The following is a 15,231-nucleotide window of genomic DNA, read 5'->3' as shown; positions in this document are numbered from 1 at the left end:
GGCAAGCCAGCTCCCACATTGGAGCTTCATTGTTTTGGAGATAGGGGTTCAGGCCAGCTCGGTCGCGGTGTTCTTGACGACCGCCAACTCCGGATGCGCCACCAACTTATCAATATGCAACTCGTCATTGTTCAACCAGGTCTCCGTCAGCACCCGGTAATGCTCCATGTCGCGGCAACGCATGCGCAGGCTGTAGTCGAACGGCCCGCTGATCAGCTGGCATTCGAACACCTGCGGGCAGGCTTTGACGCAGGCTTCAAAGGCCTTTTGCGCCGAGCGCCCGCTCTGGTTGGACAAGGCCACCAGCACCAGCAAGGACAACCCCGGCGAGACCATCTGCACATCGATGATCGCCCCGTACCCGCGAATCACCCCGCGGCGCTCCAGCTTGCGCACGCGCTCCAGGCAGGGCCTGGGGGTGAGGTGCACCAGCGACGAGAGCTTTTCGTAGGTGATACGCCCCTGGTGGCGCAGCACTTCGATGATGGCTTCATCGATGCGATCCAGCGCAGGGGAAGAATGGGGTCCGTTGGCCTTGGTATCCATGGGTTTCACTTCAGACGATTGGAAAGAAATTGCTGCAAGCGCTCGCTGTTGGGATGGTCAAGGATCTCGGCACCGCCTTGTTCCTCGACCCGGCCCTGATGCAAGAACAGCACTTGGCTGGACACCTGGCGGGCAAAGCCCATCTCGTGGGTGACCATCAGCATGGTACGACCTTCCTCGGCCAACGTCTGTATGACTTTGAGGACTTCTCCTACAAGTTCCGGGTCAAGGGCGGAGGTCGGTTCATCGAACAGGATGATCTCCGGTTCCATGGCCAGGGCACGGGCAATCGCCACGCGCTGCTGTTGCCCGCCGGACAGGAACGCCGGGTACTGATCGGCCACGCGGCCCGGCAGGCCGACCTTGTCCAAATACATCCGCGCGCGTTTTTCCGCCTCGGCGGCGCTGACGCCCAACACCCGGCGCGGGGCCATGGTGATGTTTTCCAGCACGGTCATGTGGCTCCACAGGTTGAAGTGCTGGAACACCATGGCCAGGCGTGTGCGCAGGTTTTGCAGTTGGGCCTGGTGCGGCGCGCGGGTGCCGGCGCGGCCGGGCTGCATTTCGATGCTGATGCCGTCGAGGGTGATGACCCCGGCGTCCGGTTGTTCGAGAAAGTTGATGCAGCGCAGCATCGTGCTTTTGCCCGAGCCGCTGGCGCCGATCAGGCTGATCACATCGCCATTGCGCGCATTCACGGACACGCCCTTGAGCACTTCGTGGTCGCCGTAGCGTTTGTGGATGCCTTCGACCTGCAGCTTGACGGCGGCGGTGCTGGTGTTGGCAGCGGGTGTATCAATGGGGTATGCGGCCAGGGCCTGCGCGGACTGATTCATGGGTTAGCCTCGGGTAGGAACAAGAAAACGCATCCAGCGACGTTCGGCCAGTCGGAACAGGCCCACCAGTGCAAAGGACAGCAGCATGTACAGCAGGGCGGCGATGCCAAACGCCTGGAACGTGAGGAACGTCTCGGCATTCGCGTCGCGGGCCACCTTGAGGATGTCGGCGACGGTGGCGGTAAACGCCAGGGAGGTGGCGTGCAGCATCAGGATCATTTCATTGCTGTAGGCCGGTAACGCACGGCGCAGAGCGGCGGGCACCACGACGAACAGGTTCAGCCGCCAGCCGTGCAGGCCGTAGGCGCGGGCCGCTTCGATTTCGCCGTGGGGGATATTGCGGATCGCCCCGGCGAAGATTTCCACGGTGTAGGCGCAGGTGTTCAGCACAAACGCCAGCAGGGTGCAGTTCAGCGCATTGCGGAAAAACTGGTTGAGCAGGGCGTTGTCCTGCACCACCTCCAGGCTGTACAGCCCGGTGTAGCAAATCAGCAGTTGGATATACAGCGGCGTGCCGCGGAACAGGTAGGTGTAGACCTCCACCGGCCAGCGCAACCAGAAGTGCTCGGACACCCGCGCCAGCGCCAACGGGATCGACAGGCAAAACCCAAGCACCACCGAGACGATGAACAGCCACAATGTCATGGCCACGCCGGACAAACCCGCGCCATCGCTGAACAGGTAGGCCAGGCCGTATTGCTGGAACAGTTCGATCATCGCGCCATCCCCTTGATGCCGAGGTTGTAGCGCCGTTCGAGGCGCTTGAAGATGCGGTTGGAGAGGGTGGTGATCACCAGGTACACCAGGCCCGCGAGGATCAGGAAATACAGCGGCTCGTTGGTGGTCTTGCCGGCGTTCTGCGCGGCCTTGACCAGGTCCGACAGGCCGATGATCGACACCAGCGCGGTGGACTTGAGCAACACCAGCCAGTTATTGCCCAGGCCCGGCAGGGCAAAGCGCATCAGTTGCGGGAACAGCACCAGGTGGAAACGCTGCCAGCGGCTCAGGCCGTAGGCGGTGGCCGCCTCCAATTGGCCGGCGGGCACGCTGAGGATCGCGCCACGGAAGTTCTCGGTGAAATACGCGCCGTAGATAAAGCCCAGGGTCACCACGCCAGCGGTGAACGGGTCGATTTCAAAGTAGTCCCAGCCGGCCATTTCGCTGAGGTCGTTGAGCCACAGTTGCAGGCTGTAGAAGATCAGCAGGATCAGCACCAGGTCCGGCACGCTGCGGATTAGCGTGGTGTACAGCGTGGCCGGCACCCGCAGCCATTTCGCGCGGGACAGCTTGGCACCGGCGGCGATCAGGCCCAGGACGAGGCTCAGGGCCAGGGCGAGGAACGACAGCTTGAGCGTCATCCACGCGCCTTGGGCGAGCATGGGGCCGTAGCCCTGCAGGTTTAGGAATTCGTTCATGGGAAATATCTCGAAGAAGCGCACAGATTTACTGTGGGAGCTGGCTTGCCTGCGATAGCGGTGGGTCAGCCAGCACAAATGTGACGGATCTACCGCTATCGCAGGCAAGCCAGCTCCCACATGAGGATGAGGCCGCTATTCGTTGTAGATGTCCTGATCGCCGAAATACTTCTTCTGGATCTCGGCATACGTGCCATCCGCCTGCACCGCCGCGATGCCTTTGTTGATCAGCGCGCGCAGTTCCTGGTCGTTCTTGCGCAGGCCCATGGCGATGTCCAATGGCAAGGTCGGGTCCTTGAACGCCGGGCCGGTCTTGAAGTCGGCGCCTTCAGGCTTGGACAGGAAGTTGAGCTGGGCTTCGAGCTTGTCGGTCAGGGTCGCGTCGAGGCGGCCGTTTTGCAGGTCGGCGTAGTTCTGGTCCTGGGACTGGTACGCCTTGATCTGCGCGCCGAGCTTGGCCAGGTGTGCACGGGCGTAGGCTTCCTGCAGCGAGCCTTGCAGCACGCCGACTTGCTTGCCTTTCAACGATTCCGGGGTGTCGCCGAAGTCGGCGCTCTTGCGGGTGATCACCGAGGTCGGGCTGAGGAACAGGCGGTCGGTAAAGTCGATGATTTTCTCGCGGGCCGGGGTCACGGCCATGGACGACATGATGGCGTCGAACTTGCGCGCACGCAGGGCCGGGATCATGCCGTCGAATTCGTTGTGCACCCAGGTGCATTTGACCTCGAGCTTGGCGCAGATGGCGTTGCCCAGTTCAATGTCGAAACCTTGCAGGCTGCCGTCGGCGGCCACGGATTCGAAGGGCGGGTACTCGGGGAAGACGCCGAAGCGGATTTCTTTCCACTCCTGGGCGTGGGCCGCAGTGGCGCACAGTGGCAACAGCAACGCAGCGAAGAGTGATCGCAGTGGAGTCATGGTGTAGTCCCTATATTTTGTAATTGATGTCAGGGCAGTAAATGAGTTGAAACAAATCGTTCTTGTTGGCGGAGAGAATGCTTCAAGGTGGTGCGTTTTTTGTGTCGTTTACCCCTCGCATAAAGCGCGAATTGCGCTGTTAAATCGGGCAATGCAGCGGAATCGGCTGCAAGACCCGCTGAATCGGCTTTTCATCCCTGCAAACCTGGCCCGCCGCCGACGCAAAGCGGCAGGCCAGAGCGGTCTCAGGCGCGCTTTTTTTGCTGTGCGACGGGCTGGGCCAGGCGCGCAAACAGATCTTTCGGGTCGGCCAGGTCCGGTACCAGTTCCAGCGTGCTGCCCACGTCGAGGGCCGTGGCCACATCCAGCACGTAACGCAGGGCCGAGTAGTCTTCGATGGCAAAACCCACCGAGTCGAACAGCGTGACCTGGCGCGGGTTTTCGCGGCCGGGCTGCTGGCCGTTGATCACTTGCCACAGCTCGGTCACCGGCGAATCTTCCGGCATATGCTGGATTTCACCTTCGATCCGGCTTTGCGGCTCGTACTCGACGATCACGCGGGCGCGCTCGACGATACGGCGGTCCAGTTCGGTCTTGCCGGGGCAGTCGCCGCCGACGGCGTTGAGATGCATGCCCGGCTCGATCATGTCGTCGGTGAGGATGGTTGCGTAGGCCTTGTCGGCGGTGACGGTGGTGACGATGTCCGCGCCTTTCACCGCGTCGGCCACGCTGCTGGCCAAAATCACCTTGATCGCCGGGAACGCCTTGAGGTTGGCCGCCAGCTTGGCGGTGGCCTTGGCGTCGATGTCGAACAGGCGGATTTCATTGATGCCGAGCATGGCGTGGAAGGCCAGGGCCTGGAACTCACTCTGCGAGCCGTTGCCGATCAGCGCCATGCTGCGGCTGTTGTCGCGGGCCAGGTAGCGCGCCACCAGCGCCGAGGTGGCGGCGGTGCGGATCGCGGTGGTCAGGGTCATTTCGGCCAGCAGCACCGGTTTGCCGGTGTCCACGTCACCCAGCGCACCAAAGGCCATCACGGTGAGCATGCCGGCCTGGGTGTTTTTCGGGTGGCCGTTGACGTACTTGAAGGCGTACAGCGCCGCGTCAGACACCGGCATCAGCTCGATCACACCGTCCGGCGAGTGGTTGGCCAGGCGGGCGCATTTTTCGAAGTCCTGCCAGCGCAGGTAGTCGGCGCGGATGTACTCGGCCATCTCGCTGATGCAGGTTTGCAGGCCTTTTTGCGAGACCAGGTAGCTGAGGTCGTTGACGTCGATGTAACGGGTCATGGCAAGACTCCTTATTGAAATGAGGGACGGGCGGGCAGATGCACTTCTGCCAGCATGCAGCGGGCACTGCCGCCGCCGATGCGTTCGATGTTGTCGATGTTCACCACCACCGGCCGCGTGTGGCGCTCCACATGGGCGCGCTGCACCGGTTGCAGGGCGCCCCAGGCGCTGGCCGACATCACCAGCAGCGGCTGGCCGTCGCGGTCGTGGACTTCGAGCATGTTGCCGGCGAAGGCTTCCAGCTGATCGAAGTCGAGGGCGAGGATGTCTTTGCCGGTGTCGCGCAGGGAGCGTTCCAGGGCCAGGCGCTCGCCCTCGTCGGGCAGGGCTTGCAGGCACACCACCGAGAGGTCGCGGCCAACGCTCATCATCACGTTGCTGTGGTAGATCGGTGCGTGATGGCGGTCCACGGCGTGGAACACGCAGAGCTGGTAGTCGAGGCGCTCGGCGAACTCGCGCAAGGCGTCGTGGTGGGTGCGCCCGGAGTGGCAGGCGTAGCTGATGCGGTGCTGGCGGTCGAGCACCATGCTGCCGGTGCCTTCGAGGAAGATGTTCTGTTGTTCCAGGTGGCTGAGGTCGATGGTGCTGTGGATCGCGAAGCGTTGCTCCAGCACTTGCAGCACACCTTTATTGCGCTCCAGCCGACGGTTCTGGCCTTCCATTGGGTAGAGCACCAGGCTGCCGTCGGCGTGGCTGCTCCACCAGTTGTTGGGGAAGATCGAGTCGGGGGTGTGGGGCGCCGGGGTGTCTTGCACCACCAACACTTCCACGCCGTGCTGGCGCAGGGTGTCGACATAGCCATCGAACTCTTCCAGCGCTTTCTGCTGTGCGCTGAGCGGGTCGAGGGGCTGGCGTTGGAAGCGGTTGTTGATCGCAGTGTCCGGGTTGAAGGCAAAGCGCGCCGGGCGAATCATCAAGACGGTGTTGGTGGTTTGCATGGGTGCACGAATCCATGGGGTTGGGCAGTGCGGCTATTTTGTGGGTTGTGCGGGGTGAATCCCGGCTGAAACGAGGGGGCGGCTCAGCCGGGAAAGCTGAAACTGGAGGTGGCGCGACCGAATCGGCTGCCGGCTCTGGAATGCGATCAAACTGTGGGAGCTGGCTTGCCTGCGATAGCGGTCTGTCAGTCAAAGTACCGCTTGCTGACAGACCGCTATCGCAGGCAAGCCAGCTCCCACATTAGTATGGGGGTGGTTTTTGATCTCTGTTCTCAGCAAGGAGCCCTGCATGCCTACCGCCGTTCGTCTCGCCCAACCCGCCGATGCCGAAGGCATCAGCCAGGTCATCCTGGCGGCCCTGCACAGCAGTAACGCGAAGGATTACCCGGCAGACGTGATCGCCCGGGTCGCGAGCAACTTCACCGCCGATGCGGTCATCGCCTTGTTGACGCGCCGGGTGGTGCTGGTGGCGGTGCAGGATGACGTGATCGTGGCCACGGCGGCGCTGGATGCCAACGTGGTGCGCTCGGTGTTCGTCAACCCGGCGCTGCAAGGACAGGGCATTGGCCGCTTGCTGATGATCGAGATTGAACTGCGTGCCCGCCAGGCCGGCGTGACGGTGTTGAGCGTGCCGTCTTCACTGACGGCCGAGCCGTTCTATACCGCGCTGGGGTTTCACACGGTGCGCGACGTCTACCACGGTAATGAACGAACCTTGGTGATGGAGAAGACGCTGCTGTCCCGCCACCCCATCGGGCCGTATCGCGACCGCCAGCACCGGGCGCAAGTGGTGGGGTTGTGGCAACAGGCCTTTGGTTATGACACGGCGCATAACTCACCGGCCCTGGCGATTGATAAAAAGCTGGCGGTCAACGATGGGTTGTTTTTTGTCGCGACGGATAAAAAGACGGTGGTCGGCACGATTCTCGCGGGCTATGACGGCCATCGTGGCTGGTTGTATTCGGTGGCGGTGCATGCGGACTATCGGCGGCATGGCTTGGGTTCGTCGCTGGTGCGCCATGCGGAGCAGGCGTTGACTGCCTTGGGTTGCATGAAGATCAACCTGCAGATCACCAGTGGCAATGATGCCGTGACGGGGTTTTACGAGGCGTTGGGGTATGGCGTGGAGCCGCGGATCAGCATGGGCAAGAAGATTGTGGAAAACATTCCTGCTCAATCCTGAGAACACTGAAAAACAAATGTGGGAGCTGGCTTGCCTGCGATAGCGGTGGGTCAGTCACAGTAGATGTTGACTGATACACCGCTATCGCAGGCAAGCCAGCTCCCACAGGGTTTTGTGGTGTTGCTGGCTTTTGGGCTTAGACCTTGACGATCCAACCCTCTGGCGCTTCAACGTCACCGGTCTGCACGCCGGTCAGCTCTTTGTACAGCTGCTGGGTGATCGGGCCGACTTCGGTTTCGCTGTGGAATACATGCAGCTTGCCGTTGTACTGGATGCCGCCAATCGGCGAGATCACCGCTGCGGTACCGCAGGCGCCGGCTTCCTTGAACTGGCCCAGCTTGTCGATGAACACTTCGCCTTCAACCACGTCCAGGCCCAGGCGGGACTTGGCCAGTTCGATCAGCGACAGGCGGGTGATGCCTGGCAGTACCGAAGGCGACTTCGGCGTGATGAACTGGTTGTCGTGGGTGATCCCGAAGAAGTTGGCCGAACCGACTTCTTCGATTTTCGAGTGGGTCATCGGGTCCAGGTAGATCGCATCGGCAAAACCGGCTTTCTTCGCTTCCGAACCGGGCATCAGGCTGGCGGCGTAGTTGCCACCGACCTTGGCCGCACCGGTGCCTTGTGGCGCGGCGCGGTCGAAGGTGGAGATCTGGAAGTTGTGCGGCACCAGGCCTCCCTTGAAGTAGGCGCCGACCGGGATCGCGAACACCGAGAAGATGAACTCCGGTGCGGTACGTACGCCGATGTTGTCACCGGTGCCGATCACGAACGGGCGCAGGTACAGCGCGCCGCCGCTGCCGTACGGCGGGATGAATCGCTCGTTGGCCTTGACCACTTGTTTGCAGGCGTCGATGAACACGTCGGTCGGTACATGGGGCATCAGCAGGCGCGCGCAGCTGCGTTGCATGCGGGCGGCGTTCTGGTCCGGGCGGAACAGGTTGATCGAACCGTCCTTGCAGCGATAGGCCTTGAGGCCTTCGAAACACTGCTGGCCATAGTGCAGGGCAGTGGAGCCCTCGCTGATGTGCAGCACGTTGTCGTCGGTCAGGGTGCCGTCTTGCCACTCGCCGTTTTTCCAGACCTGGAGAAACCGTTTGTCGGTCTTGATGTAGTCAAAACCCAGCTTGTCCCAATTGATGCTTTCGTTACCCATGACACCCTCTATCTTTGGTCAAGTCGGTTTTTTACTGAATGGGCGCAACAATACTTCATTCTTGGCTTGTGTGGGAGCGGGTGGGCGGACCATTCAGCCTGTGTATTGGCTGATCCACCGCTATCGCAGGCAAGCCAGCTACCACATTTTGGAATGCATACCCCTGTGGGAGCTGGCTTGCCTGCGATGGCCCCACCTCGGTCTTACAGGTGCAACGCGTGCCCCAAGGCTCTCAAAGCCGCTTCCTGCACGGCCTCGCCCAAGGTCGGATGGGCATGGATCGTACCCGCCACATCCTCCAGTCGCGCACCCATTTCCAGGCTCACACCAAAGGCGGTGGACAGTTCGGAAACCCCCACGCCCACCGCTTGCCAGCCGACGATCAGGTGATTGTCGCGCCGCGCCACCACCCGCACGAAGCCGGTTTTCGATTCCAGCGTCATCGCCCGGCCATTGGCCGCAAACGGGAAGCTCGACACGATGCAGTCCAGCCCCGCAGCCTTGGCTTCATCCGGGGTCTTGCCGACGACCACCAGTTCCGGGTCGGTAAAGCACACCGCCGGGATCGCCGCCGGGTTGAATTCACGGTGTTGACCGCTGATCAGTTCGGCAACCATCTCGCCCTGGGCCATGGCCCGGTGCGCCAGCATCGGCTCGCCGCTCAGGTCGCCGATGGCCCAGACATTGCGCATGCTGGTCTGGCAGCGGTTGTCGATCTTGATCGCCGCGCCGTTCATGTCCAGGTTCAGGGCTTCGAGGTTCCAGCCTTGGGTATTGGGCTTGCGACCTACGGCTACCAACACTTGGTCGGTGGCCAGTGACAAGGTGTCGCCATTCGGATCGCGTACTTGCAACTTGCCATCGGCAAAGCCGGTGACGCTGTGCTTGAGGTACAGCTTCACGCCCAACTGCTTGAGGGATTCGTTTACCGGTTGCGTCAGCTCGGCGTCATAGGCGGGCAGGATACGATCCTGTGCCTCGACCACACTGACCTCGGCGCCGAGCTTGCGGTAGGCAATCCCCAGCTCCAGGCCAATGTAGCCGCCGCCCACCACGATCAGCCGTTTCGGCACGCGGGTCGGCGCCAGGGCTTCGGTGGACGAGATGATCGGCCCGCCAATCGGCAGCATCGGCAGGTTGACGCTTTTCGAGCCGGTAGCCAGCAGCAAGTGTTCGCAGTGGATGCGCTGGTCGCCGACATCGACGGTCTTGCCGTCCACGACCTTGGCCCAGCCGTGGATCACCTGCACCTTGTGCTTTTTCAGCAGCGCGGCGACGCCGGTGGTCAGGCGGTCAACAATGCCGTCTTTCCATTCCACGCTTTTGCGGATGTCCAGGGTCGGCACATCCACCTCGATGCCCAGTTGCGAACCCTGGCTGTGGTGGATGGTTTGCTGGAACTGTTCGGCCACATGGATCAAGGCCTTGGACGGGATGCAGCCGATATTCAGGCAGGTGCCGCCCAGCGCCTGGCCTTCCACCAGGATGGTCGGAATGCCCAGTTGGCCGGCCCGGATCGCCGCCACATAACCGCCAGGGCCGCCGCCGATGATCAGCAGCGTGGTATTCAAAGTCTGTGACATGCCTTACTCCAGGAACAGGCTGGCGGGTTGTTCGAGCAGGCCGCGAATGGCCTGGATGAATTGCGCCGCGTCCATGCCATCGACCACGCGGTGATCGAACGAGCTGGAGAGGTTCATCATCTTGCGCACCACGATCTGGCCCTTGATCACCATCGGCCGCTCGACGATGCGGTTGACGCCGACGATGGCCACTTCCGGCAGGTTCAGCACCGGTGTGCTGACGATGCCGCCCAAGGCGCCCAGGCTGGTCAGGGTAATCGTTGAGCCCGACAGCTCGTCGCGGCTGGCCTTGCCATTGCGCGCGGCCGTGGCCAAGCGCGTAATTTCTTGCGCGTTGCCCCACAGGCTGCGGGCCTCGGCGTGACGCACCACCGGCACCATCAGGCCGACGTCGCTCTGGGTGGCGACGCCCACATGCACCGCGCCGAGGCGGGTGATGACCTGGGCTTCGTCGTCGTAGCGGGCGTTGATCTGCGGGAAGTCCTTCAGCGCCACCACCATGGCACGCACGATAAACGGCAGCAGGGTCAGCTTGCCGCGTGTGGCGCCGTGTTTCTCATTGAGGTGCACGCGCAGCTCGTCGAGGGCGGTGACGTCGATTTCTTCCACGTAGCTGAAATGCGCGGCGCGGCGGGTGGCGTCCTGCATGCGCTGGGCGATCTTGCGGCGCATGCCGATCACCGGGATCTGTTCTTCGCTGTTGCGTACGGCGTAGGGGTTGGCGGTGGGCGAAGCCTTCGCCGTGCCTTGTTGCAGGTACGCGTCGAGGTCTTCGTGGAGGATTCTACCCGCCGGGCCGGTGCCCTGGACCAGGCGCAACTGAATCCCGGCGTCCAACGCATGCTTGCGCACGGCAGGAGAGGCCAGCGGACGCTCGTCGGCATCGCGGGCAACCGGGGCCGCTGCGGCTTTTACAACAACCGGTGTGCTTTCCACCACCGGCGCGGGTTTGGCTTCCACGACCGGCGCAGCCTTCGGCGCTTCCTTCACCACCGGCGCTTCCTTCGCGTTGCCGGCGCCTTCCACTTCGATGCTGATCAAAATACTGCCCACGGCCATGACTTCCCCCGGCGCGCCGCCGAGGGAAATCACCTTGCCGTGCACCGGCGAGGGAATGTCCACCATCGCCTTGTCGGTCATCACATCCGCCAGCACCTGGTCTTCAACCACCAGGTCGCCGACCTTGACATGCCAGACCGACAGTTCAACTTCTGCGATGCCTTCGCCAATGTCCGGCATCTTGATAACGTGCGTGCCCATTCAGACCTCCATGACCCGTTTCAACGCCGCGCCCACACGGGACGGCCCTGGGAAATACGCCCACTCTTGCGCGTGCGGGTAGGGGGTGTCCCAACCGGTGACGCGTTCGATCGGCGCTTCCAGGTGGTGGAAGCAATGCTCTTGCACCAGCGCCACCAGCTCGGCGCCAAAGCCGCAGGTGCGCGTGGCTTCGTGCACCCACCACGCAACGGCCGGTCTTTTTCACCGATTTGACGATGGTTTCCAGGTCCAGCGGCCACAGGCTGCGCAGGTCGATGACTTCGGCGTCGATGCCGGTTTCCTCGGCGGCGACTTGCGACACATACACGGTGGTGCCGTAGGTCAGCACGGTGACGGCCGAACCCGGGCGCACGATGGCGGCCACGTCCAGCGGCACGGTGTAGTAACCGTCCGGCACTTGTGCTTGCGGGTGTTTCGACCACGGGGTTACCGGGCGGTCGTGGTGGCCGTCGAACGGGCCGTTGTACAGGCGCTTGGGCTCGAGGAAGATCACCCGGGTCATCGTTTTCGATGGAGGCGATCAGCAAACCTTTGGCGTCGTATGGGTTGGACGGCATCACCGTGCGCAGGCCGCAGACCTGGGTGAACACCGCTTCGATGCTCTGGCTGTGGGTCTGGCCGCCGTAGATGCCGCCGCCGCAGGGCATGCGCATGGTCAGTGGCGCGGTGAACTGGCCGGCCGAGCGATAACGCAGGCGCGCGGCTTCGGAGATGATCTGGTCGGTGGCGGGGTAGACGTAGTCGGCGAACTGGATCTCGGCCACCGGGCGCAGGCCATAGGCACCCATGCCCACGGCCACGCCGATGATGCCGCTTTCGGAAATCGGTGCGTCAAACACCCGCGAGCTGCCGTATTTGGTCTGCAAGCCTTCGGTGCAACGGAACACGCCGCCGAAATAGCCGACGTCCTGGCCGAACACCACCACGTTGTCGTCACGTTCGAGCATCACATCCATGGCCGAGCGCAGGGCCTGGATCATGGTCATGGTGGTGGTGGTCATGGCGGTTTCCACTTCAATGCTGTTGTTGTGATCGTTCATGTCAGATCCCCAACTCTTGACGCTGGCGCTTCAAGTGCTCCGGCATCTCTTTGTAGACGTCTTCGAACATGGTCGCGGCGCTTGGAATCTGGCCGCCGGCAAGGGTGCCGTACTGTTCGGCTTCTTTTTGCGCCGCGATGACTTCGGCTTCCAGTTCGGCACTGACCGCCGCGTGTTCCTCTTCGGACCACTGGCCAATCTTGATCAGGTGCTGCTTGAGACGGGTGATCGGGTCGCCGAGGGGGAAGTGGCTCCAGTCATCGGCGGGGCGGTATTTCGAAGGGTCATCGGAGGTGGAGTGCGGGCCGGCGCGGTAGGTGACCCACTCGATCAGCGTTGGCCCCAGGTTGCGGCGCGCCCGTTCGGCGGCCCAGGCGGAGGCGGCGTACACGGCGATAAAGTCGTTGCCGTCCACACGCAGGGAAGCGATGCCGCAACCCACGCCGCGTCCGGCGAAGGTGGTGGCTTCACCGCCGGCGATGGCCTGGAAGGTGGAGATGGCCCATTGGTTGTTGACCACGTTGAGGATTACCGGCGCGCGGTACACGTGGGCGAAGGTGAGGGCGGTGTGGAAGTCGGATTCGGCGGTGGCGCCGTCGCCGATCCAGGCGGATGCAATCTTGGTGTCGCCCTTGATCGCCGAAGCCATGCCCCAGCCCACACCTTGTACGAATTGGGTGGCGAGGTTGCCGGAAATGGTGAAGAAACCTGCGTCCTTGACCGAATACATGATCGGCAACTGGCGGCCCTTGAGCGGATCACGCTCGTTGGACAGCAACTGGCAGATCAGGTCGACCAGCGGCACGTCGCGGGCCATCAGGATGCTTTGCTGGCGGTAGGTGGGGAAGCACATGTCGTCGATGTTCAAGGCCAGGGCCTGGGCGCTGCCGATGGCTTCTTCGCCAAGGCTCTGCATGTAGAACGACATTTTTTTCTGACGCTGGGCGACCACCATACGGTTGTCGAAGATGCGCGTCTTGAGCATCGCGCGCATGCCTTTGCGCAGGATCTCCACCGGCACGCCTTCAGCCCATGGGCCGAGGGCCTGACCCTGGTCATCGAGCACGCGGATCAGGCCCTTGGCCAGGTCGGCGGTGTCGGCGGGTTCTACGTCGATGGCGGGTTTGCGCACTGTGCCTGCGTCGGTCAAACGCAGGTAGGTAAAGTCGGTCTTGCAGCCTGGGCGTCCCGAGGGTTCAGGGACGTGCAGGCAAAGGGGTTCGTACTGCTGGGTCATGGCTTTCTACGCTCTATCTTGTGAATTTCTTGTAGTGGGCGCGCTAGCTGACAGTCAGTCCCCGGGTAGGGGAAATCTTGTCCTACAACAATCATAGGCGGGGCGTAGAAGAATATTTATCTGTGTTTCGTTGCACTCACGACCATTTGCGGATAAAAAAACTGCATAAACATAATAAACAGGTGATTTTGTCTCATGCGCAAACTGGACCGTACCGATATCGGCATTCTCAACGCCTTGCAGGAGAACGCCCGCATCACCAACGCCGACCTGGCGCGTTCGGTGAACCTGTCGCCCACGCCGTGTTTCAACCGGGTGAAGGCGATGGAGGAGTTGGGCTTGATTCGCGAGCAAGTCACCCTGCTGGACGCGGATTTGCTGGGGCTGCACGTCAACGTATTCATTCACGTCAGCCTGGAAAAGCAGAATGAGCTGGCGTTGCAGCAGTTCGAAAGCGCGATTTCCGACCGCCCGGAAGTGATGGAGTGCTACCTGATGGCCGGCGACCCGGACTATCTGATCCGGGTGCTGGTGCCGACGATCCAGTCGCTGGAGCGCTTCATGATGGACTTCTTGACCAAGGTGCCGGGGGTGGCGAATATTCGGTCGAGTTTTGCGCTGAAGCAGGTGCGCTATAAAACCGCGTTGCCGTTACCCGCCAACGGCATAAACCTCGGTACCTGACCCAACACACCTCCCACTGTGAAATGCTGGCTTATGTGGGAGCTGGCTTGCCTGCGATGGCGGTGGGTCAGCTTGCACATCAGTGACTGGTAGACCGCCATCGCAGGCAAGCCAGCTCCCACAGGGTTATGCATTTCAGAGTTGGTTGAGGGGGATCTTCAGGTATACGACTCCGTTCTCTTCCGCTGGCGGCATATTCCCCGCCCGCACATTCACCTGAATCGCCGGCAACAACAGTGTCGGCATGCCCAACCCGGCATCTCGAGTGGTGCGCATCTCGACAAACGCCGCTTCATCCACCCCGTCATGCACATGAATATTCCCCGCCCGCTGCTCGGCCACGGTCGTCATGCACTTGGCCTCACGCCCCTCGGGCGGGTAGTCATGGCACACATACAACTCCGTCTCCAACGGAAAACCCAGCAACCTGCGCATCGACGCATACAACTGCCGCGCATCCCCACCGGGGAAGTCACAGCGCGCCGTGCCCACATCCGGCATGAACAGGGTGTCACCCACGAGGATCAGCCGGTCATCCACCAGATAGGCCATGTCCGCCGGCGTATGCCCCGGCACATGCAGGGCCTGGGCCTTGATATTGCCGATGTAGAACACCTCATCCGGCGCAAACAGATGATCGAACTGCGAGCCATCCACGCGAAACTCCGGCTCCAGGTTGAACAGGTTCTTGAACACGTCCTGCACGGTGCTGATGGACTGGCCAATCGCGATCTTGCCGCCCAGAGTGCGGCGCAAATACGGCGCGGCGGACAAGTGGTCGGCGTGGGCATGGGTTTCCAGCAGCCACTGCACCTGCAGGCGGTGTTCGCGCACGTAGGCGATCACCTGGTCGGCCTGGCGCGTGTCGGTGCGCCCGGAGGCCGGGTCGTAGTTGAGCACCGAATCGACGATGGCGCAGGGGCCATCATCGGCCTCGTGCAGCACATAGGTGTAGGTCGACGACGCCTCGTCCAGAAAGGCTTTGATCAACGCTGACATGACGGCGGTCCTTGGTATAGACGTGATTTCCACATAGGCTTGCGAGCTTAAGTGAAAAAAACGGTCCGAGGCAAAGGATCGCAATGCGGGATGTGACGCCACGCGGCAGCATCCGGCCTAAGGTGGATT

At 62.2% G+C, this 15,231-nt stretch carries 14 protein-coding genes and 1 pseudogene; 2 read left to right on the top strand and 13 right to left on the bottom strand.

Annotation, left to right across the window (positions count from 1 at the left end; genetic code table 11):
• Positions 1-48: 48 nt before the first annotated feature.
• The 7 genes from PSH87_RS17665 to ctlX form a co-directional block, all read right to left on the bottom strand.
• Positions 49-546, bottom strand: a complete 498-nt coding sequence (locus PSH87_RS17665) for an Lrp/AsnC family transcriptional regulator (protein WP_016974875.1) — start codon at positions 544-546, stop codon at positions 49-51.
• 5 nt (positions 547-551) lie between these two features.
• Positions 552-1,382 carry an ABC transporter ATP-binding protein gene (locus PSH87_RS17660; protein ID WP_305430455.1) on the bottom strand — a complete coding sequence of 277 codons (831 nt, stop codon included), beginning with the start codon at positions 1,380-1,382 and terminating at the stop codon, positions 552-554.
• Positions 1,383-1,385: 3 nt separating this feature from the next.
• Complete coding sequence (locus PSH87_RS17655; RefSeq protein WP_017735475.1) at positions 1,386-2,099, bottom strand: ABC transporter permease; 714 nt, start codon at positions 2,097-2,099, stop codon at positions 1,386-1,388.
• Positions 2,096-2,797: an ABC transporter permease gene (locus PSH87_RS17650; protein WP_305430454.1), complete on the bottom strand. Its 702-nt coding sequence runs from the start codon at positions 2,795-2,797 to the stop codon at positions 2,096-2,098. Before PSH87_RS17650 ends, PSH87_RS17655 begins: the two co-directional genes overlap by 4 nt.
• A gap of 135 nt (positions 2,798-2,932) precedes the next feature.
• The gene (locus tag PSH87_RS17645; RefSeq protein WP_026136619.1) at positions 2,933-3,712 is read right to left on the bottom strand and encodes an ABC transporter substrate-binding protein; all 780 of its coding nucleotides are present in this window, start codon (positions 3,710-3,712) and stop codon (positions 2,933-2,935) included.
• 245 nt (positions 3,713-3,957) lie between these two features.
• Positions 3,958-5,001, bottom strand: coding sequence for an ornithine cyclodeaminase (locus PSH87_RS17640; protein WP_017735426.1), 1,044 nt, complete (start codon positions 4,999-5,001; stop codon positions 3,958-3,960).
• Between the two features lie 11 nt (positions 5,002-5,012).
• Entirely contained in the window at positions 5,013-5,939 is a 927-nt protein-coding gene (gene ctlX, locus PSH87_RS17635) for a citrulline utilization hydrolase CtlX (RefSeq protein ID WP_305430452.1), read from the bottom strand.
• Between the two features lie 289 nt (positions 5,940-6,228).
• On the opposite strand from ctlX, the gene PSH87_RS17630 reads away from it, so the two are divergent.
• Positions 6,229-7,122 (top strand): GNAT family acetyltransferase, encoded by an 894-nt coding sequence (locus tag PSH87_RS17630; RefSeq protein WP_305430451.1) that lies wholly within the window; start codon positions 6,229-6,231, stop codon positions 7,120-7,122.
• Between the two features lie 136 nt (positions 7,123-7,258).
• On the opposite strand, the gene PSH87_RS17625 is transcribed toward PSH87_RS17630, so the two are convergent.
• From PSH87_RS17625 to PSH87_RS17605, 5 genes and pseudogenes are all read right to left on the bottom strand, one after another.
• Positions 7,259-8,278: a branched-chain amino acid aminotransferase gene (locus tag PSH87_RS17625; RefSeq protein ID WP_305430450.1), complete on the bottom strand. Its 1,020-nt coding sequence runs from the start codon at positions 8,276-8,278 to the stop codon at positions 7,259-7,261.
• 203 nt (positions 8,279-8,481) lie between these two features.
• Complete coding sequence (lpdA, locus tag PSH87_RS17620; RefSeq protein ID WP_305430448.1) at positions 8,482-9,861, bottom strand: dihydrolipoyl dehydrogenase; 1,380 nt, start codon at positions 9,859-9,861, stop codon at positions 8,482-8,484.
• 3 nt (positions 9,862-9,864) lie between these two features.
• Positions 9,865-11,121, bottom strand: a complete 1,257-nt coding sequence (locus tag PSH87_RS17615; protein ID WP_305430447.1) for a dihydrolipoamide acetyltransferase family protein — start codon at positions 11,119-11,121, stop codon at positions 9,865-9,867.
• A pseudogene (locus tag PSH87_RS17610) lies at positions 11,122-12,182 on the bottom strand (alpha-ketoacid dehydrogenase subunit beta).
• 1 nt (position 12,183) lies between these two features.
• The gene (locus PSH87_RS17605) at positions 12,184-13,419 is read right to left on the bottom strand and encodes a 3-methyl-2-oxobutanoate dehydrogenase (2-methylpropanoyl-transferring) subunit alpha (protein WP_305430446.1); all 1,236 of its coding nucleotides are present in this window, start codon (positions 13,417-13,419) and stop codon (positions 12,184-12,186) included.
• 195 nt (positions 13,420-13,614) lie between these two features.
• Between PSH87_RS17605 and bkdR the strand changes: the two genes are divergently transcribed.
• Positions 13,615-14,103: a Bkd operon transcriptional regulator BkdR gene (bkdR, locus tag PSH87_RS17600; RefSeq protein ID WP_017735434.1), complete on the top strand. Its 489-nt coding sequence runs from the start codon at positions 13,615-13,617 to the stop codon at positions 14,101-14,103.
• A gap of 135 nt (positions 14,104-14,238) precedes the next feature.
• Here bkdR and PSH87_RS17595 read toward each other — a convergent pair whose 3' ends face one another.
• Positions 14,239-15,102 (bottom strand): MBL fold metallo-hydrolase, encoded by an 864-nt coding sequence (locus tag PSH87_RS17595; RefSeq protein ID WP_305430445.1) that lies wholly within the window; start codon positions 15,100-15,102, stop codon positions 14,239-14,241.
• Positions 15,103-15,231 lie beyond the last annotated feature (129 nt).

Source organism: Pseudomonas sp. FP453 (genome assembly GCF_030687495.1).
In the GTDB taxonomy this organism is placed as follows: domain Bacteria; phylum Pseudomonadota; class Gammaproteobacteria; order Pseudomonadales; family Pseudomonadaceae; genus Aquipseudomonas.
Note: the sequence above shows the minus strand (reverse complement) of the source record. Positions and strands in the feature narration are given on the sequence as shown.